Origin of the sequence: Pseudomonas sp. ICMP 8385 (genome assembly GCF_002699915.1) — a bacterium.
In the GTDB taxonomy this organism is placed as follows: domain Bacteria; phylum Pseudomonadota; class Gammaproteobacteria; order Pseudomonadales; family Pseudomonadaceae; genus Aquipseudomonas; species Aquipseudomonas gessardii.
In genome coordinates, this window is sequence record NZ_LKBY01000135.1 from 121896 (window position 1) to 141410 (window position 19515).

The window sequence follows — 19515 nt, forward strand, 5'->3', positions numbered from 1 at the left end:
CACGCCCAGGCATGGAGAGCTGCACGTGAGAATCCTGTGGATTGTGCCCTATCTGCCGTGGCCGATGACCAGCGGCGGCAAGACCCGGCAGTACCATTTGCTGCGCACCTTGAGTGAGCGCGGGCATCGCATCACTTTGCTGGTGCAATCGAAAACTCCGGCCGATGCTGCCGTGCACGCCGCCCTTGAGCCCTTGCTCGAACGCCTGGTCGTAGTGCCGCGCCGGCCGCTGAAACACCCCATGACCCTGCTTGCCGGGGTGTTTGCGCCCTGGCCGCTGCTGACCACGGTCAACGGCCTGTCGCCAGCGTTGCAGGCGCGCTTTAACGAGCTGCTGGACGAAACCTGGGATGTGATCCAGGTCGAGCACAGCTACAGCCTGCAACCGTACCTCACTATCCTGCGCCAGCAATCGCAGGGTTTCGTGCTCACCGAGCACAACCTGGAATCGAGCCTGGGCGGTGCCACCTATGACCGCTTCCCCAAATGGGCCGGACTGTTCGTGCGCTACGACCAGTGGCGCTGCCGGCAGTGGGAACGCAAGGCGTTTGACGCGGCGTGCCATGTGGTGGCCGTGACCCAGGCCGATGCCCAGGCCATCGGCCAGTTGACCGCCACACCGGTGAGTGTGGTGGTCAATGGGGTCGACAGCCGCGCGTTCAGCGCCGTCAGCGCCGACCCGCAGAGCCAGCGCCTGCTGTTTGTCGGTAACTACGAATACGCGCCGAACCTCGATGCGGTGCAGTGGCTGCTCGACGATATCTTCCCCCGGGTCTGGTTGCAGTGCCCCACTGCCCGCCTGGCGGTGGCCGGCTTCGGCTTGCCCGCACACTGGCGCGAGCGCTGGCCGGACGAACGTATTGACTGGCAGGGTTTTGTCCCCGACCTGAGCGCCTTGCAGCGCCGTTGCGCAGGTTTTGTCGCCGCGCTGCGCCATGGCGGCGGCTCCAAACTCAAAGTGCTGGAAGCCATGGCCGCCGGCCTGCCGCTGGTAAGCACCGCCCAGGGCGTGTCCGGGCTGGCGGTCGAGGCGCAGGCGCACTACCTGGCCGGTGAAAGCGCCGAGGCCCTGGCCGAGGGAATTGTGCGCCTGCTGGACGAACCGGCGCTGGCCAGCCAACTGGCGGAAGCTGCACGGGAGTATGCGCGCAACCATCACGACTGGGCGGTGGCCGCGAATGAACTGGAGCAGATCTACCGCACCTTGCCCACCCAACAGGAGCCCCAAGCATGCGCGTAGCCCTGGATTACCGCCCGGCCACGGTCGCACCTTCGTCGGGCATCGCCCGCCAGGTGCTGGCCCTGGAGCACGCCTTGCGCGCACGGGACACGACGCAAGTGGTGCTGTTTACCGAAGCGCCGCTGGATCATCCCCAGCGCGACACGGCGGTGTGCCCACCCTGGGCCAGCCCCCTCGAAGGCCTGCAACGGCCCCAGGTGCGCTGGCGCTTTGAGCGCGGTTTCCTGCCCCGGGAAATCCACCAACAGCAGATCGACCTGTACATCGCCACGGCCAACATGGGCTTGCCCCTGTGCCGCAAGCCCGCCGGCACCCGTTATGTGCTGGTGCTGCACGATCTGTTTCAACTGACCCAGCGCAATTTCCATCGCTCCCGGCTCAAGGCCCTGGCCTACCGCCTGATCGATGGGGCGTCGATTGCCTGGTCGGTGTGGCAGGCGGACCGGGTGTGGTGCCCGTCGCAGTTTTCGTGCGATGAAGCGGCGCGCCTGTTCCCCTGGGCGCGGGCCAAGTTCCGCGTGTTGAACAACCTGGTGCCGGAGTTCAGCGCAGCCCCCGAGCCGCTGCCCGAAGGCTTGCCAGCGCGCTACTGGCTGGTGGTGGGCACCCGTGAGCCGCGCAAGAACATGGCGTTTTTCCTGGCGCAATGGCAGGCCAGCCGCGCCCAGGACCCGAACGTGCCGGACCTGGTACTGGTCGGCCATGCCAGCGATGTGCCGGCCACCCTGGGCGAATTGCCGGGCCTGCATTGGTGCAGCGGCTTGTCCGACGGCCAGTTGCAGGCGCTCTATCGGCATGCCGCGTACCTGTGGCAGCCGTCCTATGCTGAAGGGTTTGGTTTGCCAGTGGTGGAAGCGCTGAGTGTCGGCACGCCGGTCGCGGTGGCCCGTGGCTCGGCCCTGGATGAAGTGGCGCCGCCCACCGCACCGCGCTTTGCGCCCGACGACGCCGAGCAACTGCAAACATTGATGCTCTTACTGGCGCCCCCCGGGGCCACGGCCGACCGCGAACTGCAACGCACATGGGCCCGGCAGTTTGCCGAACCGGCCTATCGCCTGCACCTGGATAAACTGCTCAAGGAATTGAACCGCTAATGCTGCCAGGAAAACTCGTTAGTCTGCTCCTGGGCCTGGTCTTCGGTGGCTTGCTGTTGGCACTGCCGCCGATGAAGGTCTTGATGATCGTGGTCGGCCTGGGCGTGGCGCTGACCCTGATCCGCAAACCGTAGTGGGGCTTGCTGATCTTTGCCGTACTGGCCACCAGCATTCCCTACACCACCTTGCAGCTGGGGATCCGCACCACCGTCAGCGAGGCGGTGCTGGGCCTGACCTGGGCTGGGGTGTTCTGGCAATCGTTTATCGGCAAGACCCGTGGCTTGCTGCTTTGGCGCCCCACCGAGCGGGCCTTGATGTGGCTGATGCTGTTCAGCACCATCCCGTTTATCTGGGGCATGCTCATCATCCACGCCGAGGGCAACGGCCCGGTGAACTGGGTGCGTTGGCTGATGAACCTGTCGCTGCTGTTTATCGTGCCGCTGCTGCTGCGCACCGATGCCGACCGCGACAAAGTGGTGGTCGCCCTGCTGCTGGGCAACCTGGCGATGCTGTTGCTGTCGATCTTCATGTTCCTCAAGACGCGCAACGCGATGTCGATGATCGACATTCTCACCGACCTCAAGTACGCCCACCCCGAGGCGGTGAAGGACATCTTCTCGGCCAACTACAAGCGCATGGCCTCGCCCTGGGTCCACCCAAACCTGACCGGTGGCGTGCTGGTGCTGTTTATCCCGCTGGCGCTGTTCTACGGCTGGACCCGCAACGGCTGGCGCCGCGCCCTGGGCCTGGCAGTGGCGGTACTCGGTTGCGCCGGCCTGCTGTTGAGTATCTCCCGGGGCGCGATTGTGGCCCTGGCGCTGATCCTGATCTGGCTGACCTACAAGCGCGTGCCCCACAGCGGGCGGATCATCGGTATCGGCGTGGCCTTTGTGGTCGCCCTGGTGCTGTTCTATCCGCCGTTGCAGGACCGTTTGATGACGATGTTCTCGACCACCAACGCCAGTACCGAGATCCGCTTCGACGAGTACGCCGGGTTCCCCGACGTGATGGCCAAGTACCCGTTGGGCATCGGCTTCAAGATCGACCCTCCGGTGCCGGGCAGCAACCTGCTAGGGATTTCCAACCTGTGGCTGAACTTCATCTACAAGATCGGCATCCCCGGGATGCTGTTGTTTATCGCCGTCACCGTGTTGTGGTGGCGCGAAGTGCGGCCGCTGGGCTCGGTGCGCAAGGTCACTGCCGACAATGCCCTGTGGCTGGGCTGCGTGTGCGGTGTGCTGGCGGCGCTGCTGACCGGAATTTTCGACCACTACTTCAGCTTCACCTTTGTCTTGATCGCACTGTTCTGGCTGTTGATGGGCATCAGCCTGCAACAGGTACGCCTGAGCCCGACCCTGACCGCTCCTGTTTCCGTGCCAAAGGATGACCGACCATGAAACATCGCACTATTCACTCCCCCGACCTGCGTGACCGCCTGCCCGCCCTGGCCAGTGAACTGGGCGTGAGCCTGCAAGACTTGCAAGACGGCCTGGCCTGGTGCCTGGCCAACGAGGTGGTCTTTGAAGAAGGCGAAGGCGAGAACAAACGCTTCTGGATAAGCGCCATCGATGTGGAGCCGACCATCGAGCATCCGGTGGCACGCCGTTTGTTCCATCGCCTGAAGCAGGATGTGCCGGCGCAGTTCCTGCCGCTCTATGGCAAGAACTGGGCAACCCTCAAGGACCGCTGGCGCAGCGCCTGGGACATGGCCTACAACATCCTGATCAACAAGATCCCCAGCCACCATATCCGTATCGGCTGGCTGCGCCTGGGCGGCGCCAAGATCGGCAAGGGCTCGAGCCTGTGGCGCAACACCGAGGTGCTGGGCATCCACAACCTGAGGGTCGGCGACGACACGGTGATCGGCTGGCATTGCCAGGTGGATGCGCGCTCCGGCCTGGTGATCGGCAACCATGTGGCGATTGCCTCCCATGTGCTGATCATCGCCGGCAGCCATGACTTGCAGGCACCGGAGTTCTGGTCGATTTCCGGGGCGATTTATATCGACGACTATGTGTGGATCGGCAGCCGTGCGCTGATCGGCTTCGGCACCCACCTGTGCGAGGGCTCGGTGGTGACCGCCAATACGGTGGTGGCCAAGACCGTTGCGCCGTACAAAATTGTCGGCGGCACCGGCGCCAAAGTCATGGGCGAGCGCGTTCGCGGGCTGAACTACAAGGTGGGTGGCAAGGGCCTGTTCACCCTGTTCCACTGATGTTTGGCAGCACCCTGTGGCTGACCCTGGCAACCCTGGCCGGGCTGGTGGCCGGCTTTGCCCGCGAATGGCTGCTGGTGGCGGCCTGGGGTGCGGGCAGCCGCAGCGACGGGTTCCTGGTGGCGGTGTTTCTGCCCGAAGCGCTGCGCATGACCCTGGCCGCCGGCTTGCTCGCCGCCGCTGCCCTGCCCCTCTATCAACAGCGTGATGCGCAACGCCAGCAAGCCTGGCTGGCCAGCCTGTCGCCGCGCCTGCTTGGCGTGGGCCTGGCGCTGTTCGCCGTGCTGGCCCTTGGCGCGCCATTGTGGGTCCGGCTGATCGGCCCGGGGCTGGACGCTGCCGCCCACGACCAGGCCGCCGCCAACCTGCGCTGGCTGGCCGCCTGTGCGCCGGGCTTGGTGATGCATGGCCTGTTCAGTATTCCGTTGCAGGCGCGCCAGCGCTTTGTGCTGCCGGGGCTGGGCTCGTTGCTGTTCAACCTGCCGCCGGTGCTGTACCTGTTTATCCGCGGCCCGGCCAGCGACAGCGCGGAACTGGCGATGTGTTTTTTTGCCGGTAGCGTATTGATGTGCCTGCCGCTGCTGGCGCCGGTCTGGTCATTCGGCTGGCGCCCCTGGCAGCTCAAGGGCGATGCCCTGGCCGGCCGCGAGTTGCTGGGGCGTATCGGTCCGCTGCTGGCGAGCAATCTCGCCAGCCAGGGCCTGGCCTTGCTTGAACGGTTGATCGCCAGCTACCTGGGCGAAGGCGCGGTGACCTGGGTCAACCTGGCGCGCAAGCTGATCAACCTGCCGCTGATTGCGCTGATGAGCCTTAACCAGGTATTGCTGGGGATGATGAGCGCAGAGCAAGGCCAACAACGCCTGGCCCTGCTGCGCCGTGGCCTGGACGCCGCCACCCTGCTGAGCCTGCCCGCCGCCCTCGGCCTGATTGGCGCCAGCCCCGTGCTGATTCACCTGCTGATGCCCGCACAAAGCGCCGACGGCCCGCTGCCCGCCCTGCTCGCCTGGTTCGCCACGCCCCTGGTGTTCGGCGCCTGGAACGCCATGCTCGCGCGCTATGCCTACGCCAGCGGCGACACACGCCTGCCGCTCAACTGTGAATTGCTGGGCAGCCTGGTCAATGCCGGCCTGCTGGTCTTGCTGCCGTACTTCCTGGGCTTGCCGGGGATTGCCTTGGCGGCCCTGGGCGGGGTGATCGTCACCAACCTGCTGCTGATGCAACGCCAACACCTGCTCGGGCAACTGGGCTGGCCGTTGCAGTGGGGGCTGAGTGTGGTGTTGCTGGCAGCGGCGGCGCTGGTGCTGCACCCGCTGCACAACGATGGCTGGCAGTTGGGGTTGAGTACCTTGGCGGGCATCGTGGTATTGGCAGGGTTGGGGCTGTGGTTCAAGCCGTGGAAGGCGTAAGCTGCGATGGCGGTGTGTCAGCTAGCAGAAATAGTGCCTGAACTACCGCTATCGCGGGCAAGCCCGCTCCCACAGTGGGGGCTCTGTTGGGCATAGGATTTTTGCCACACCGCAGTTCAAATGTGGGAGCTGGCTTGCCGACGATGGCGGTGTGTCAGCTAGTAGAAATAGTGCCTGAACTACCGCTATCGCGGGCAAGCCCTAATGCCAGTCAGTTAAGCGGATTCTGCTTTCTGTAGGAGCGAGCTTGCTCGCGAAGGGCGTCAACGATAACGCGTGTTTGCTAGGTAAACGCGGCGCTCTCAAGTTCTTCGCGAGCAAGCTCGCTCCTACAAAAAGGCTTAACTGACTGGCATTAGGGCAAGCCCGCTCCCACAGGGGGGGCTCTGTTGGGCATAGGATTTTTGCCACACCGCAGTTCAAATGTGGGAGCTTGCCTGCGATGGCGGTGTGTCAGCTAGTAGAAATAGTGGCTGAACTACCGCTATCGCGAGCAAGCCCGCTCCCACAGGGGGTCGTGGGTGGGTCTAGAAGTCGTATTTGACGCTGGTCATCAGGTTGCGCGGTGCGCCGTACATCCCGTGGTTGCCGGCATAGCTGAAGTACTCGCGGTCGAACAGGTTGTTGAGGTTGACCGAGGTGCTCAACTGCGGTGTCACGTCATAGCGCAGTAGCAGGTTGGTGATGGCGTAGCTGCCCTGGCTGAACGTGTGCAGGTCTTCACCGACCTTGCTCTGCCAGTTCACCCCGCCCCCCACGGTCACTTTGTTCAACGCGCCCGGCAGGCGGTAGGTGGTGAAGGTCTTCAAGCTCTGGCGCGGCAGGGTGGTGACGATGCGTTTGTCGTCGGCATCGGTACTGACCGCATAGGCATAGCCCGCAGACGCTTGCCAGTCTTCAGCCAATTGACCGTTGAGTTCCAGCTCGACGCCCTCGGTGGTGGTGCCCTTCTCGTTGCGGTAGGTGTTGCCGCCCGGGGTGTCGATCCAGATCGCCAGGTTGTCCTGTTCCAGCTTGAACAGCGCCAGGCTGGTGTTCAACTGCTCGTCGAAGAAGCTGCCCTTCAAGCCAAGCTCGTAGCCCTTGCCTTCCATGGGTTCCAGGGCCTTGTTGTTGATATCACGCACCCAACTGGCCTGGGGATTGAAGATCTTGGTGTAGCTGGCGTAGGCCGACCAGTTGTCGGTCAGGTCGTAGACCACACCCGCGTAGGGAATGTACACACCGGTTTCCGACTCGCTGGTACGGGTGGCGACGCCGCCGTAGGGGCTGTCTGCGGTGTCGCGTTTCCAGTCGATAACCCGGCTGCCGAGGATCACACTCAGGTCGTCGGTCATGCGCAGGCGGGTGCTCAGGTAGGCGGCGTACTGGCTTTCATCCACCGAGGATTTACCGGTCACCGGGAAGTCCGGCTTGGCCGAGTGCCCGTCCCAGTCGAACAGGTTGTCGATGGCGCCCGCCGGAGAGCCGGAATACGCATAGTTCCAGCCACCATGGCTGGGCACGTTTTCCTTGTACTTGGACAGGGTCACGCCGGCGATCAACTCGTGCTCGCGGCCCAGCAGGTTGAACGGGCCGGTGGCGTACAGGTCGAGGTTGTCCTGGCGCGGCGTACCGGAGAAACGCACCGGCAACTGCGTGGTGCCGCTGCCATCGCTGTTGAGGCTGCCATTGACGTAGTTGAACACCTCATCGAACTTGTTTTGCGAATGGGTGAACTCGGCCTTGGCGCTCCAGCCGCTGTCGAACTTCTGTTCGATGGAGGTAAAGAAGCTGGTCTGCTCATGGTCGTTATAGGACCAGGCCGGCGCGGTATTCAGGGAGCGGCTGAGGTTGCTGCGCGAGCCATCGGTAAAGCGTGTGGGCAAACCGGAACGCGCCGGGGCATCCACGTCGGTACGCAGGTAGCTGAAGCCCAGGGTCAGCAGGGTGTCTTCAGTCAGGTCGAACTCAGTGATGCCGTACAGCAGCTGGGTCTGCTGCTTGTAGCGGTCAACCCAGGCATGTTCGCTCTTGTAGTCGGCCACCAGGCGCCCACGCACATTGCCGGTTTCGGTCAGCGGGCCGGACACGTCGAGGCCACTGCCGTAGCGGTCCCAATTGCCCGCTTCAGCGGTGACGCTGGCCCGCGCCTCGGCCGTCGGGCGCTTGCGGATCAGGTTGATGGTGGCCGAGGGGTTGCCCATACCACTGATCAAGCCAGTGGCGCCACGCACCACTTCCACCCGGTCGTACATCGCCATGCTCTGGGTGTAGTTGTCCATGCGCGTGACGGTGGGCACGCCGTCGATTTCGAAGTTCTGGATCTGGAAGCCACGGGAGAAATAGCTGTCGCTTTCCGAACCCAGGCCATCGCGCAATACGATGATGCCGGGGGTGGCATCCAGGGTATCGGACAGGTTGGTCAGGCGCTGGTCATCCAGGCGCTGGCGGGTCATGACGGTCAGCGATTGCGGGGTTTCCCTGGGCGTCAGGTTCAGGCGCGTGGAGCTGCTGGACGACTGCGTGGTGTAGGAACCGGTGCCTTCGGTGGTCGAGCCCGGCGCCTTGCCGGAGATCGACACGGTGCCCAGTTGCAATGCGCCGCCGGTAGGACGGGGTTCCAGGGAGTAGTTATCGCCGCTGCCGCGCACGGCTTGCAGCGAGCTGTTACTGAGCAGGATCGCCAGGCCGCTGTCGAGGTCATGCTGCCCTTGCAGGCCCGGGCTGGTCTGCCCTTCTGTCAGCGCGGCCGGGTAGGACAGCAGGATCTGCGTAACCTGGCCAAACTGGTTCAACGCGCTGGCCAGTGAGCCAGGGGCAATATCGAAGGCCTGCTGCGGTGCGGCCATGACCCAGGCCGGCGCCAGCAGCAACGGCGCGGCCACGCCGAAGCTGGCGATGCCGCGGACGACGGCCACGGCCAGTGATTTTTTCAGTGTTGCCCGGATGGTGCGTTGCGGGTGCATGCCCTGTTCCCCAGATAAGTGAGTGTCTGGGGATATAAGTCTCGTGAGATTCGCAAACGGACCACCTGCATGCAAAATAAATTCAGACCTGCGCCCGACGCGGTTTCAACGTGACCCAGAACCGCGTGAAATGTTGCACATCCAGCGTGAGGGTCTGTTGCAGCGCCGCGAGGATACGGTCGGTGTCGGCCAACGGATAGGTGCCGGACACCCGCAGCTCGCGCACGCTCGGATCACAATCCAGGTGCCCGCGCCGGTAGCGGCTCAGTTCATTGAGGAAGTCTTCCAGGCGCAGGCCTTCGGCGACGAGCATGCCGCGGCTCCAGGCCAGCTCGCCGGCGCGCTGGGGGCGCCGCGCCAGCAGGGTCTGTTGGTCAAAGCTGATGATTTCGCCGGGCGAAAGGCTCAGGTTGCGCGATGGAATCTGCGCCGCCAGTGGCTGCTGGTCGGCCCCCAATTGGGTAAAGCCATCACGCTGGCGCACGCTGAAACGACCGCCCGTGGCCTGGGTCAGGCCTTCGGCGGTTTTCACCCACAGCGGGCGGGCGTCCAGCAGGTTGGGCAGCACCAGGATTTCCCCGCGCAACAGGTGGATCTGGCGCTGGGCGGGGCTGTAGTGCACATCGACAGCGGTGTCGGTGTTGAGCTGGATTTCGCTGTTGTCCGCCAGGTCGATGCGCCATTGCTCACCGACCTGGGTGCTGAAATCGCTGGTCCAGGGTTGCAACAGTCCGCTATCCCGGGCGGTCCACGCCACGCTGCCGGCGGCCAGCAACAGGGCCAGGTTTTTCAGCACCCGGCGCCGGGACATCGCCGGCAACAGGGTGGCGCTGACCAGCGCCTGGTGCGCCGGGTCGCGCACCTCGTGCATCCGCTGGAAAAATCGCTGGGCATGCTGCCACGCCTGCTCGTTGAGCGGGTCCTGCTGGCGCCAGGCCAGCCACTGCGCGCGGGTCTGTTCGGTGACGTCCGGCGCCTGCAACTCCAACTGCCAGTGCATGGCTTGCTCGGCGGCGTCCAGGGTCAGGGGCGAGGGATTCATGGACGCTGGCTGTCGAGCACAATGCACTGCGCACCGGCCTTGACGATGTAGCGCTTGACCGTGGTGATGCTGGTGCCCAGGCGCTCGGCAATTTCGCCGTGGCCCAAGCCGTCGAGCTGCGACCAGAGGAAGGCCTGGCGCACTGGCAATGCCAGGCGGCTGAGCACTTCGTCGAGGGCCATCAGGGTTTCCAGGAGCAGCCATTGCGTCTCAGCGCTGGGGGCCACCTCTGCGGGCAACAGCGCCAGGGCTTGCAGGTAGGCCTTTTCCAGCTTCTGCCGCCGAAAGTGATTGGACAGCACACTCTGTGCAACCTTCGCCAGAAAGCTGCGAGGCGCCTGGACTTCGAGGGGTTGGTTCTTGGCCAGCAGACGCAGGAACGTGTCCTGGGCCAGGTCGGCGGCGCTCTGCGAACAGTTCAGGCGACGCCACAGCCAGTGCTGCAGCCAGCGGTGTTGCTGCTGATACAGCGTGGCCAGGTCAGTTGGGCTTGTCGCAGGGGTCGGGGGCATGGAGGGTGCGCACAGAAGGCAAGTCGTAAATGATAACGGTTATCATATGCTTCATGGCGCAATGCCTGCAAGTGGCATACAGCTTGTAGGGTTCGCTGGCACCTCCCCTGTAGGCGCCAGCAAGGAGCATCAATCTTCCAGCGGTTGCGGCGCGTGCTTGCCAGGCTTGGCCTTGGCCCCAGGCTTGCCTGCCGCCGGTGCGGCGGGTTCCGGTTCGGCGGGGGCGGCGGCTTCTTTTTCTGCCGCCGGCATCTTGTCGACGGCCGCAAAGAACTCTGCAAGGTCAAGGGTATCGGGGGGCACGGTCTTTTCGACTTTCTTCTCGCCGTCCTTGCCCACCAGGATCACTTTGGTGCCGGCACTGGCCCCCAGCTTCAAGGCGCGGATCAACGCATTGGTGTCCTGGGCGCCGAGGTCCTTGCCGTCACGCTGGCCGACGGTGCCGATGCTCGTGTAGTTCACGGTGTAGAGCACCATGTTGCGCTCAGTGAACTTCTGTTTGTTCTCAGGCTGTTCAAGGTCTTTCTTGAGTTGGACCTGAGTCGGGTCGATGGAGCTGGGTGCAATCACGATCAGCGGGCGGAATTTGCCTTGATCCTGTTCCAGCGGGCCTCGGTTATCCGCAGCCAACAACGGCCCCGTAAACGCCATCAAGGTAGCCAGGGTCAGCGACCGGACGAGCATGCGTACCTCCTTCCAATTCCATGCAGAGTTTTTGAGTTTCATGTCTGCGACAGTCAATTTCAAGGATGATTCCTACGCGACCTTCAGAAAGAGTAGGCCAGGACGCCCGCGACGCAAGGGCTTGAGGCGCTTCGGGGCTCATTGTTTCTTCTGATTGCCAAGGTTTACGGCTTGGGCCAGTGCCAGGCAGGCACCGGGGCCGGGGCCGGGTGAAGCGTCAGCCACAGGTTAAAACAAGCCCATCTGACCACCGACCAGGGTGCTGAAATCGTCATCGACAAACGGCAGGATCGCATCGGCCACCGGCTGCAATTGCCGGGTGACGTAGTGGTCGTAGTCAATCGGCGCCTGGCGTACTTCCAGGGGTTCGGGGCCGTTGACGGTGATCACGTAGCGAATCCAGCCATCGTTCTGATACTGGCGTGGGCGGCCCTGGCGGTCGTTGTATTCATCCGCCAGGCGCGCGGCCCGTACATGGGGCGGCACGTTGCGTTCGTAGTCGCCCAGTTGCCGGCGCAGGCGCTTGCGGTAGATCAGAAGCTCATCGAACTCGCCACTGAGGGTGCGGCGCACGTAGTCACGCACATAATCCTGGTGGGGCTGGCGGTGGAAGATGCGCTGGTACAACTCCTGCTGGAATTGGCGGGCCAGGGGCGACCAGTCGCTGCGCACAGTCTCCAGGCCTTTGTAGATCATCTCTTCACTGCCATCGGCATGGCTGACCAGGCCGGCATAGCGCTTCTTGCTGCCCTCCTCCGCCCCGCGAATGGTCGGCATCAGGAAGCGGCTGAAGTGGGTTTCGTATTGCAGCTCCAGGGCGCTTTGCAGGCCGAACTCGCTGTGCAAGCGTTCGCGCCACCAGTGGTTGATGTGCTGCACCAGGCCCTGGCCGATGCGCGTGGCCTCCTCCTGGGAATGGGCACTGCCAAGCCAGACAAAGGTGGAGTCGGTATCGCCATAGATCACCTCATACCCCTGGGCTTCGACCAGCTCGCGGGTCTGGCGCATGATCTGGTGGCCGCGCATCGTGATGGACGAGGCCAGCCGCGTATCGAAGAACCGGCAGCCGCTGGAGCCCAGCACGCCGTAGAAGGCATTCATGATGATTTTCAGGGCCTGGGACAACGGCGCGTTATGTTCGCGCTTGGCCACCTCGCGGCCTTCGGAGACCCGCGCCACAATCGACGGCAGGCAATGCCGGGTGCGGGAAAACCGCGCGCCGCGAAAGCCTTCCACCGACGCGCTGTCGTCAGGGTGGCGCAGGCCTTCGATCAGGCCTACGGGGTCGATCAGGAAGCTGCGGATAATCGACGGATACAGACTTTTGTAGTCCAGCACCAGCACCGACTCGTACAACCCCGGCCGCGAGTCCATGACAAAACCGCCGGGGCTGGCCTGGGGCGGCTTGTCCCCCAGGTTGGGCGCGACAAAGCCCTGGCGATGCATCAGCGGCATGTACAAATGGGTGAACGCCGCCACCGAACCGCCGTTACGATCCGCCGGCAGGCCGGTGACGCTGGCCCGCTCCAGCAGGAACTTGAGCAGTTCGGTCTTTGCAAAAATCCGCGTCACCAGCTCGCAGTCCTTGAGGTTGTAGCGCGCCAGGGCAGGCTTGTCCTCGGCGAACATGCGGTTGATCTCATCCATGCGCTGGTAGGGTGTGGAAATCGACTTGCCTTCGCCAAGAAGGGTCTGGGCGACGTTTTCCAGGCTGAATGACTCAAAGCTCCAGGTCGCCGAACGCAGGGCTTCGATGCCATCGATGATCAGCCGCCCGGCAGCGGCGGCGAAGTAATGGTTGCGGCTGCCGTGTTCGCGCCAGGCCATGGCCTCGCCACCACGGCCAAGCAACAATGGCACCTTAAGGCGTTGGGCATGCTCGTGGAGGACCCGCAGATCAAACTGCACCAGGTTCCAGCCAATGATTGCGTCGGGGTCGTGTTGCGCCAGCCACTGGTTCAGGCGCTCCAGCAGTTGGGCGCGGCTGTCGCAGTAGTCGAGCTTGAAATCCACCGCGTCCGTTTTGTTCGGCGGACCAAGCATGTACACCTGGCGCTCGCCGCAGCCTTCCAGGGCGATGGAATACAGTTCGCCGCGCGCGGTGGTTTCGATGTCGAGGGACACCAGCTTCAACGCCGGGCGGTAGTCGGGCGCCGGTTTCATCTGCGCCTCCAGCAACATCCCGTCCTCGCCCGGCGTGCCGCCAAACGCCACCGGCGCGGTGATAAAGCGCTCCATCATATAGCGCTCGGGCGGGCGCACATCGCCTTCGTAGACATCCACACCGGCCTGGCGCAGGCGTTTTTCCAGGTCCATCGCCTGGCGATGCTGGCGGGTATAGAGGCCCAGGACCGGGCGGTGGTGGAAGTCGCACAGTTGCAGCGGGCGCAGTTCTACCTCGCGCTCGCCCTTGAGCACCCGTTGCGCGTGCTCGCGATGGGCCAGCGGAATAAACATCACCGAAGGCTGCACCGGAAGACGGATATACCGCGGCCCCTGGTCGGTCGCCAACCAGAAGCTGACCTGCGTGCCCGCCGGGGTGTCGCGCCAATGCCGGGTCAGGACAAAACCCTGCTGTAAATCCACCTTGCCGCACCTCAGGAATCGCTTTCAGGGCGCGATTCTACTCGGCATCCGCCATCAGGCCTTAATAGAAATTTCTGGCCTTCAGATACGTCGTACCTCACACACTAGTTTGTAAAGCGCCATTGAGCTGACCCAGGGCGACCCACGGGTGGCCAAGCTGTCGGCGAGCATCGAGTTCTAACCGACACATTACTCAAGGCAGCAAAGATCAAAGGTGGGAGCTGTCGAGCCCCGGCGAGGCTGCGATGGCGGAGGGTCAGTCACCATCAATGCTGGCAATGCCGCCGCCATCGCAGCCTCGCCGGGGCTCGACAGCTCCCACAAGGGATCGGCGGTGCCTCCAACGTTGTATCAACAGGGGGCAGACGATTGGACAGTCCGGTCCCAACTGCGTAGTTTTCACAGACCGCGCACAAGGACTCTGGCATGGCCCCCGATCTTACTTCCATCGCGCTGTTCCTCAAGACAGTCAAGCTCGGCAGCCTGTCCCGGGCGGCCGAGCAGTCGCACCTCTCGCTGTCCGCGGCCAGCCGGCGCCTGTCGTTGCTCGAGCAGCATTTCAAGGTCGCCCTGTTGTATCGCTCTTCCACCGGCGTCTCGCCCACGGCGGCCGGCGAGGTGCTGGCCGGGCATGGGCTGGCGATCTTGCGCGCGGTGGATGGGATGCACGCCGACCTCGCCGACTACGCCAAGGGCGCCACCGGCCGTGTGTGCCTGTATGCCAACAGTTCGGCGATGAGCCAGCAACTGCCCAGCCAACTGACCCAGTGGAACGCCCTGCATCCCGGTATCCGCCTGGATATCCGCGAGGAGCGCAGCCGCGAAATACTGCAGGCGGTGCGTGATGGCGTGGCCGATGTGGGCATCGTCACCACCCAGCCGGGCGGCGAGGACTTGCGCTTTGCCCCGTACTGCCAGGACCGCCTGTGCCTGCTGGTGCCCGATGATCATCCGTTCAAGATGCGCCATGCACGCTTTGCCGATTTGCTGGGCTATGACTTTGTCGGCCTGGAGGACAACGCCGCCATCACCGCGCTGATCACCGAAGCCGCCGCCGCGATTGGCATGCCGCTGCGCCTGCGGGTCCAGGTGCGCAGCTTTGAAGCCGTGTGCCGGTTGATTGCCGCCGGGCAAGGGGTTGGCGTGTTGCCCCAGGGTGCGGTGCAGATCTTTCGCAAGGAAATGGCCTTGCGCTTTATCGAAATCGACGACCCATGGGCCGACCGCCAGATGTACCTCTGCATGCGTCAGGAAAAGCCTTCTCCTACAAGCCTGGCGCTATTCGACTACCTCGTTGCCTAGTACTGCGCATTGCCGCTGGCCTTCGAGTCTTGCGAAGGCCACTTCCATAATCAGCAATTCCCCCACCGCGGCAGCTGTGCCAAGAATGTCCCCGCCTCACTGACAACAACAAAAACAGGAGACACGGCGTGTCCAATTCCACGACCAGCACCCCTCATCGTATTGCGGTGATTCCCGGCGACGGTATCGGCCGCGAGGTGGTGCCCGAAGGCCTGCGCGTACTGGAGGCCGTCAGCCGGCGTTTCGGGATTGCCTTTGCGTTCGATCACTTTGCCTGGTGCAGCGAGCACTACCTGGCCCACGGCACCATGATGCCGCACGACTGGGCCGAGCAGATCGGCAGCCATGACGCGATCTTCTTCGGCGCCGTGGGTGCCCCGGATATCATCGCCGACCATACGGCGGTGTGGGAGTCGCTGCTCAAGATCCGCCGTCAGTTCGACCAGTACGTCAACATCCGCCCGGTACGCCTGATGCCCGGCGTGCCCTGCCCCCTCGCCGGCCGTGTGCCGGGGGATATCGACTTTATCGTGGTGCGGGAAAACACCGAGGGCGAATACTCCAGCGTCGGCGGGCGGATGTGGGAAGGCACGCCGCGCGAGATCGCGGTGCAGGAGTCGATCTTCTCCCGCGAAGGCGTGGACCGGGTAGTGGACTATGCCTTCAAACTCGCGCAGCGGCGACCGCGCAAGCACCTGGTGGCCGCCACCAAATCCAACGGCATTTCCATCACCATGCCGTTCTGGGACGAGCGGGTGAACCTGATCGCCCAGCGCTACCCAGACGTCAAGAGCGCCAAATTCCATATCGATATCCTGTGTGCGCACTTTGTGCAGCACCCGGACTGGTTTGACGTGGTGGTGGCCTCCAACCTGTTTGGCGACATCCTCTCCGACCTCGGCCCGGCCTGTACCGGCACCATCGGCATTGCGCCGTCGGCCAACCTCAACCCCGAGCGGCGCTACCCGTCGCTGTTCGAGCCGGTACACGGTTCGGCGCCGGACATTGCCGGGCTGGGCGTGGCCAACCCCATCGGGCAGATCTGGTCGGCCGCGCTGATGATCGAGCACCTGGGCAATGGCGAGCCGCTGTACCAGGAGGCCGCAGCTGCGATTGTCTCGGCCATCGAGACGGTGCTTGCGCAAGGCCCACGCACCCGGGAAATGGGCGGCAGCGCCAGTACGATTGAAGTGGGCGTGGCCATCGCCGAATGCATCGCCGGGAACAGGAGCTGAACATGATCAACGCACATTACATCGCCAACCAATGGCAGGCCTCGACGTCCCTGGAAGACATCCCGGTGATCGATCCCAGCAGCGGCGAAACCTATTCCAGCCTCGCCCGTGGCACCGCTGCCGATATCGACGCCGCCGTCTGCGCCGCGCGCCTGGCCGTGGGCGAGACCTTCGATGGCCCATGGGGCAGCTTGTCGGCCCTGGAGCGCAGCCGCCTGCTGGCCAGGCTTGGCGCGGCGGTACTGGAGCATCACGAAGAACTGGCGCAGATCGAGGCGCGGGACACCGGCAAGGCGTTGAAAGTGGCCCGGGCCGATGCCACCGCCCTCGCCCGTTATTTCGAGTACTACGCTGGCGCGGCCGACAAGTTGCACGGCGAGACCCTGCCTTATCAGAACGGCTACACGGTGCTGACGGTGCGCGAGCCCCATGGGGTGACCGGGCATATCATCCCGTGGAACTACCCGATGCAGATCTTCGGGCGCAGCGTCGGCGCGTCCCTGGCGGCGGGCAATGCCTGTGTGGTCAAGCCGGCCGAGGACGCCAGCCTGTCGTTGCTGCGCCTGGCGCAGATTGCCGCCGAGGTGGGCTTCCCGGCCGGCGCGATCAACGTGGTGACCGGCTACGGCTACGAGGCCGGCGCGGCGTTGTGCAGCCATCCGGGTATCGACCACCTCTCGTTTACCGGCTCCAGCGTGACTGGCACGGCGGTGTCCAAAGCCGCCGCTGAACGGCACTGCCCGGTGACCCTGGAGCTGGGCGGGAAATCGCCGCAACTGGTATTTGCCGATGCCGACCTGGACGAAGCCTTGCCGGTGCTGGTCAACGCCATTGTGCAGAACTGCGGGCAGACCTGTTCGGCGGGCAGCCGGCTGCTGGTGGAGCGCAGCATTTATGAAGCGCTGGTGGAGCAGCTCAGCCAGCGCTTTGGCGAACTGCGCACCGGGCCTTCGGCGCTGGACCTGGACATGGGCCCGCTGATCAACCAGAAGCAGCAACGCCTGGTGCGCGAGTTCGTGCGCGAGGCCGAACAGGCCGGCATCACCGTGGCCGCGCGCGGCCAGGTGGTGGCCGAGGCCGGCAGTGGTGGTTACTTCCAGGAAGCGGTGCTGTTTCGCGATGTGCCGCCCGACAGCCGCCTGGCCCAGGAGGAAGTCTTCGGCCCGGTGTTGGCCGTGATGCCCTTCGACGACGAAGCCGAGGCGATCCGCCTGGCCAACGGCACCGATTTCGGCCTGGTCGCTGGCGTATGGACCCGCGACGGCGCCCGGCAGATGCGCCTGGCGCGCAAGCTGCGCTGTGGCCAGGTATTTATCAATAACTACGGGGCCGGCGGCGGGGTTGAACTGCCCTTCGGCGGCGTCAAGGCCAGCGGTTATGGCCGGGAAAAAGGTTTCGAGGCCCTGCTGGGTTTTACCACCTTGAAGACCATTGCGATCAAACACGGCTAAGCCCTTACAACAACAAAAAAGGAGCACACTCCATGCGTCTAGCAAACAAAGTGGCCATCGTCACCGGCGCCGGTTCCGGCTTTGGTGAAGGCATCGCCAAGACCTTCGCCCAACAGGGGGCGCGGGTTATCGTCGCCGACATGAACGCCACCGGCGGCCAGCGGGTGGTCAATGAGATCGCCGCCACTGGCGGTCATGCGCATTTCGTCGAGGTCAATGTGGCCAATGATGAAAGCATGGGCGCGCTGCTGCGCGCGACCCTGGAGCAATTCGGCGGGCTGGATATCGTCATCAACAACGCCGGCACCACCCACCGCAACCGGCCGATGCTGGAGGTGGACGAGGCCGAGTTCGACCGGGTGTTCGCGGTCAACGTCAAAAGCATCTTCCTCAGCGCCAGGCATTTTGTGCCGCACTTTCGCAGCCAGGGCGGCGGCGTGTTCGTCAACATTGCCTCGACCGCCGCGATCCGCCCGCGCCCGGGGCTGGTCTGGTATAACGGCAGCAAGGGCGCGGTGGTGGTCATGAGCAAGACCATGGCGGCAGAGCTGGGGCCGGACAATATCCGCGTCAATTGCGTGAACCCGGTGGTCGGCGCAACCGCGTTACTCAGTGAGTTCATGGGCGTGCCGGACACCCCGCAAAACCGCCAGAAGTTCATGGCGACCATCCCCCTGGGACGTTTTTCCACCCCGCAGGACGTGGCCAATGCCTGCCTGTACCTGGCCTCGGACGAAGCGGCTTTTATCACCGGCACCTGCCTTGAAGTCGATGGTGGGCGCTGCGTGTAACTCAACGACCAAAGGGATCGGAGTCGATATGTGTGACTTACATAACAAGAACGAACCGAACACCAGGCAATTACTCGAAGGCCTGCCAAAGAACTGGGGTAAATGGGGACCGGACGATGAAGTCGGCGCCCTCAATTACCTGACCGAAACCGAAGTGCTGCGCGGCGTGGCCGCGGTGCGCCAGGGCAAGACCTTCACCCTGCAAGTGCAGATCGGCCATCCGGGCGGCGACCCGATGTGGCCGGCGCGCAACCCATCGATGCGCTTCAATACCCTGGATCACAGCCACTATCACTTCGGCAAGCAACCCGAAATGACCGGCGGCGCGGCGTATTGCGACGATGTGATCTTCATGCAGCTGCAAGGCTCGACCCAGTACGATGCCCTGGGGCATGCCTGGTATGACAATCAACTGTGGAACGGCTACGACGCCATGAGCACCGTCGGCGGCATGGCCAAGGCCAGTGTGCTGGCGATTGCCGAGCGCGGCGTGGTCGGGCGCGCAGTGCTGATCGACATGGCCCGCCATCGTGGCAAGAAATACCTGGGCCGTGGCGAAACCTTCAACCACCTGGACTTGCTGGCCGCTGCCAAGGCCCAGGGCGTGACCATCGAAAAGCGCGACATCCTGATCATCCGTACCGGCTCCATGGGTGCGTTCTACGAGTATGGCAAGACCGAGTTCTTCAAGGACCTGGTGGAGCCCGGCCTGACCTACAGCCGGGAACTGGTGGAGTGGTTCCATGCCATGGAAATCCCCAACCTGGTGACCGATACCATCGCCAACGAGGTGATCACCGACCCGGTGTCGGGGGTGCAGATTCCATTGCATTGCGCGCTGATGCGCAACCTCGGCATTGCCTTTACCGAGATTGTGCTGCTGGAGGAACTGGCCGCCGATTGTGCCGACGACGGCCAGTGGAAGTTCCTCTACACCGCCGCACCGTTGAAGATTGTCGGCGGCAGCGGCGCGCCGGTGAACCCGGTGGTGATCAAGTAGTTCACCACT

General features: G+C 64.0%; 14 protein-coding genes and 1 pseudogene. 10 read left to right on the forward strand and 5 right to left on the reverse strand.

Features of this window, described 5'->3' with window-relative positions; genetic code table 11:
* Positions 1–25 precede the first annotated feature (25 nt).
* The 5 genes and pseudogenes from AO268_RS27270 to AO268_RS27290 all read left to right on the forward strand — a co-directional run bounded on the left by AO268_RS27270 (position 26) and on the right by AO268_RS27290 (position 5955).
* Positions 26–1240 (forward strand): glycosyltransferase family 4 protein, encoded by a 1215-nt coding sequence (locus AO268_RS27270; RefSeq protein ID WP_099170431.1) that lies wholly within the window; start codon positions 26–28, stop codon positions 1238–1240.
* Positions 1231–2334: a glycosyltransferase family 4 protein gene (locus AO268_RS27275; RefSeq protein WP_099170432.1), complete on the forward strand. Its 1104-nt coding sequence runs from the start codon at positions 1231–1233 to the stop codon at positions 2332–2334. Before AO268_RS27270 ends, AO268_RS27275 begins: the two co-directional genes overlap by 10 nt.
* Positions 2334–3731: pseudogene (locus tag AO268_RS27280) on the forward strand (O-antigen ligase family protein). The gene AO268_RS27275 and the pseudogene AO268_RS27280 overlap by 1 nt, the downstream one beginning before the upstream one ends.
* Positions 3728–4549, forward strand: coding sequence for an acyltransferase (locus AO268_RS27285; protein WP_099170433.1), 822 nt, complete (start codon positions 3728–3730; stop codon positions 4547–4549). The pseudogene AO268_RS27280 and the gene AO268_RS27285 overlap by 4 nt, the downstream one beginning before the upstream one ends.
* Positions 4549–5955 carry a lipid II flippase MurJ gene (locus AO268_RS27290; RefSeq protein ID WP_099170434.1) on the forward strand — a complete coding sequence of 469 codons (1407 nt, stop codon included), beginning with the start codon at positions 4549–4551 and terminating at the stop codon, positions 5953–5955. Before AO268_RS27285 ends, AO268_RS27290 begins: the two co-directional genes overlap by 1 nt.
* 527 nt (positions 5956–6482) lie before the next feature.
* Here the strand turns inward: AO268_RS27290 and AO268_RS27295 are convergent.
* From AO268_RS27295 to AO268_RS27315, 5 genes are all read right to left on the reverse strand, one after another.
* A complete protein-coding gene (locus AO268_RS27295; RefSeq protein WP_099170435.1) occupies positions 6483–8903 on the reverse strand; it encodes a TonB-dependent siderophore receptor in 2421 nt (806 codons plus the stop codon).
* Positions 8904–8985: 82 nt separating this feature from the next.
* A complete protein-coding gene (locus AO268_RS27300; RefSeq protein WP_099170436.1) occupies positions 8986–9945 on the reverse strand; it encodes a FecR domain-containing protein in 960 nt (319 codons plus the stop codon).
* Positions 9942–10457, reverse strand: a complete 516-nt coding sequence (locus tag AO268_RS27305; protein ID WP_099170437.1) for a sigma-70 family RNA polymerase sigma factor — start codon at positions 10455–10457, stop codon at positions 9942–9944. Before AO268_RS27305 ends, AO268_RS27300 begins: the two co-directional genes overlap by 4 nt.
* Positions 10458–10586: 129 nt before the next feature.
* A complete protein-coding gene (locus AO268_RS27310) occupies positions 10587–11141 on the reverse strand; it encodes a DUF4174 domain-containing protein (protein ID WP_099170438.1) in 555 nt (184 codons plus the stop codon).
* 228 nt (positions 11142–11369) lie between these two features.
* Positions 11370–13727, reverse strand: a complete 2358-nt coding sequence (locus AO268_RS27315) for a DNA polymerase II (protein ID WP_099170439.1) — start codon at positions 13725–13727, stop codon at positions 11370–11372.
* Between the two features lie 426 nt (positions 13728–14153).
* On the opposite strand from AO268_RS27315, the gene AO268_RS27320 reads away from it, so the two are divergent.
* From AO268_RS27320 to AO268_RS27340, 5 genes are all read left to right on the forward strand, one after another.
* Entirely contained in the window at positions 14154–15029 is an 876-nt protein-coding gene (locus tag AO268_RS27320) for a LysR family transcriptional regulator (protein ID WP_099170440.1), read from the forward strand.
* 128 nt (positions 15030–15157) lie between these two features.
* Positions 15158–16264: a tartrate dehydrogenase gene (locus AO268_RS27325; protein ID WP_076965212.1), complete on the forward strand. Its 1107-nt coding sequence runs from the start codon at positions 15158–15160 to the stop codon at positions 16262–16264.
* Positions 16265–16266: 2 nt separating this feature from the next.
* On the forward strand, positions 16267–17715 hold the full coding sequence (locus AO268_RS27330) for an aldehyde dehydrogenase family protein (protein ID WP_099170441.1): 1449 nt from the start codon (positions 16267–16269) through the stop codon (positions 17713–17715).
* A 32-nt stretch (positions 17716–17747) separates the two neighbouring features.
* On the forward strand, positions 17748–18506 hold the full coding sequence (locus AO268_RS27335) for an SDR family oxidoreductase (RefSeq protein WP_099170442.1): 759 nt from the start codon (positions 17748–17750) through the stop codon (positions 18504–18506).
* 28 nt (positions 18507–18534) lie between these two features.
* The gene (locus tag AO268_RS27340; RefSeq protein ID WP_076965209.1) at positions 18535–19506 is read left to right on the forward strand and encodes a cyclase family protein; all 972 of its coding nucleotides are present in this window, start codon (positions 18535–18537) and stop codon (positions 19504–19506) included.
* The last annotated feature ends 9 nt before the right edge of the window (positions 19507–19515 follow it).

Excerpts from the sequence above, each read along its gene's own strand:
- AO268_RS27335 (WP_099170442.1), top strand. The coding sequence starts at position 17,748 with ATGCGTCTAGCAAACAAAGTGGCCATCGTCACCGGCGCCGGTTCCGGC.
- AO268_RS27275 (WP_099170432.1), top strand. The coding sequence starts at position 1,231 with ATGCGCGTAGCCCTGGATTACCGCCCGGCCACGGTCGCACCTTCGTCG.
- AO268_RS27340 (WP_076965209.1), top strand. The coding sequence starts at position 18,535 with ATGTGTGACTTACATAACAAGAACGAACCGAACACCAGGCAATTACTC.
- AO268_RS27310 (WP_099170438.1), bottom strand. The coding sequence starts at position 11,141 with ATGCTCGTCCGGTCGCTGACCCTGGCTACCTTGATGGCGTTTACGGGG.
- AO268_RS27330 (WP_099170441.1), top strand. The coding sequence starts at position 16,267 with ATGATCAACGCACATTACATCGCCAACCAATGGCAGGCCTCGACGTCC.
- AO268_RS27320 (WP_099170440.1), top strand. The coding sequence starts at position 14,154 with ATGGCCCCCGATCTTACTTCCATCGCGCTGTTCCTCAAGACAGTCAAG.
- AO268_RS27295 (WP_099170435.1), bottom strand. The coding sequence starts at position 8,903 with ATGCACCCGCAACGCACCATCCGGGCAACACTGAAAAAATCACTGGCC.
- AO268_RS27290 (WP_099170434.1), top strand. The coding sequence starts at position 4,549 with ATGTTTGGCAGCACCCTGTGGCTGACCCTGGCAACCCTGGCCGGGCTG.
- AO268_RS27285 (WP_099170433.1), top strand. The coding sequence starts at position 3,728 with ATGAAACATCGCACTATTCACTCCCCCGACCTGCGTGACCGCCTGCCC.
- AO268_RS27300 (WP_099170436.1), bottom strand. The coding sequence starts at position 9,945 with ATGAATCCCTCGCCCCTGACCCTGGACGCCGCCGAGCAAGCCATGCAC.
- AO268_RS27305 (WP_099170437.1), bottom strand. The coding sequence starts at position 10,457 with ATGCCCCCGACCCCTGCGACAAGCCCAACTGACCTGGCCACGCTGTAT.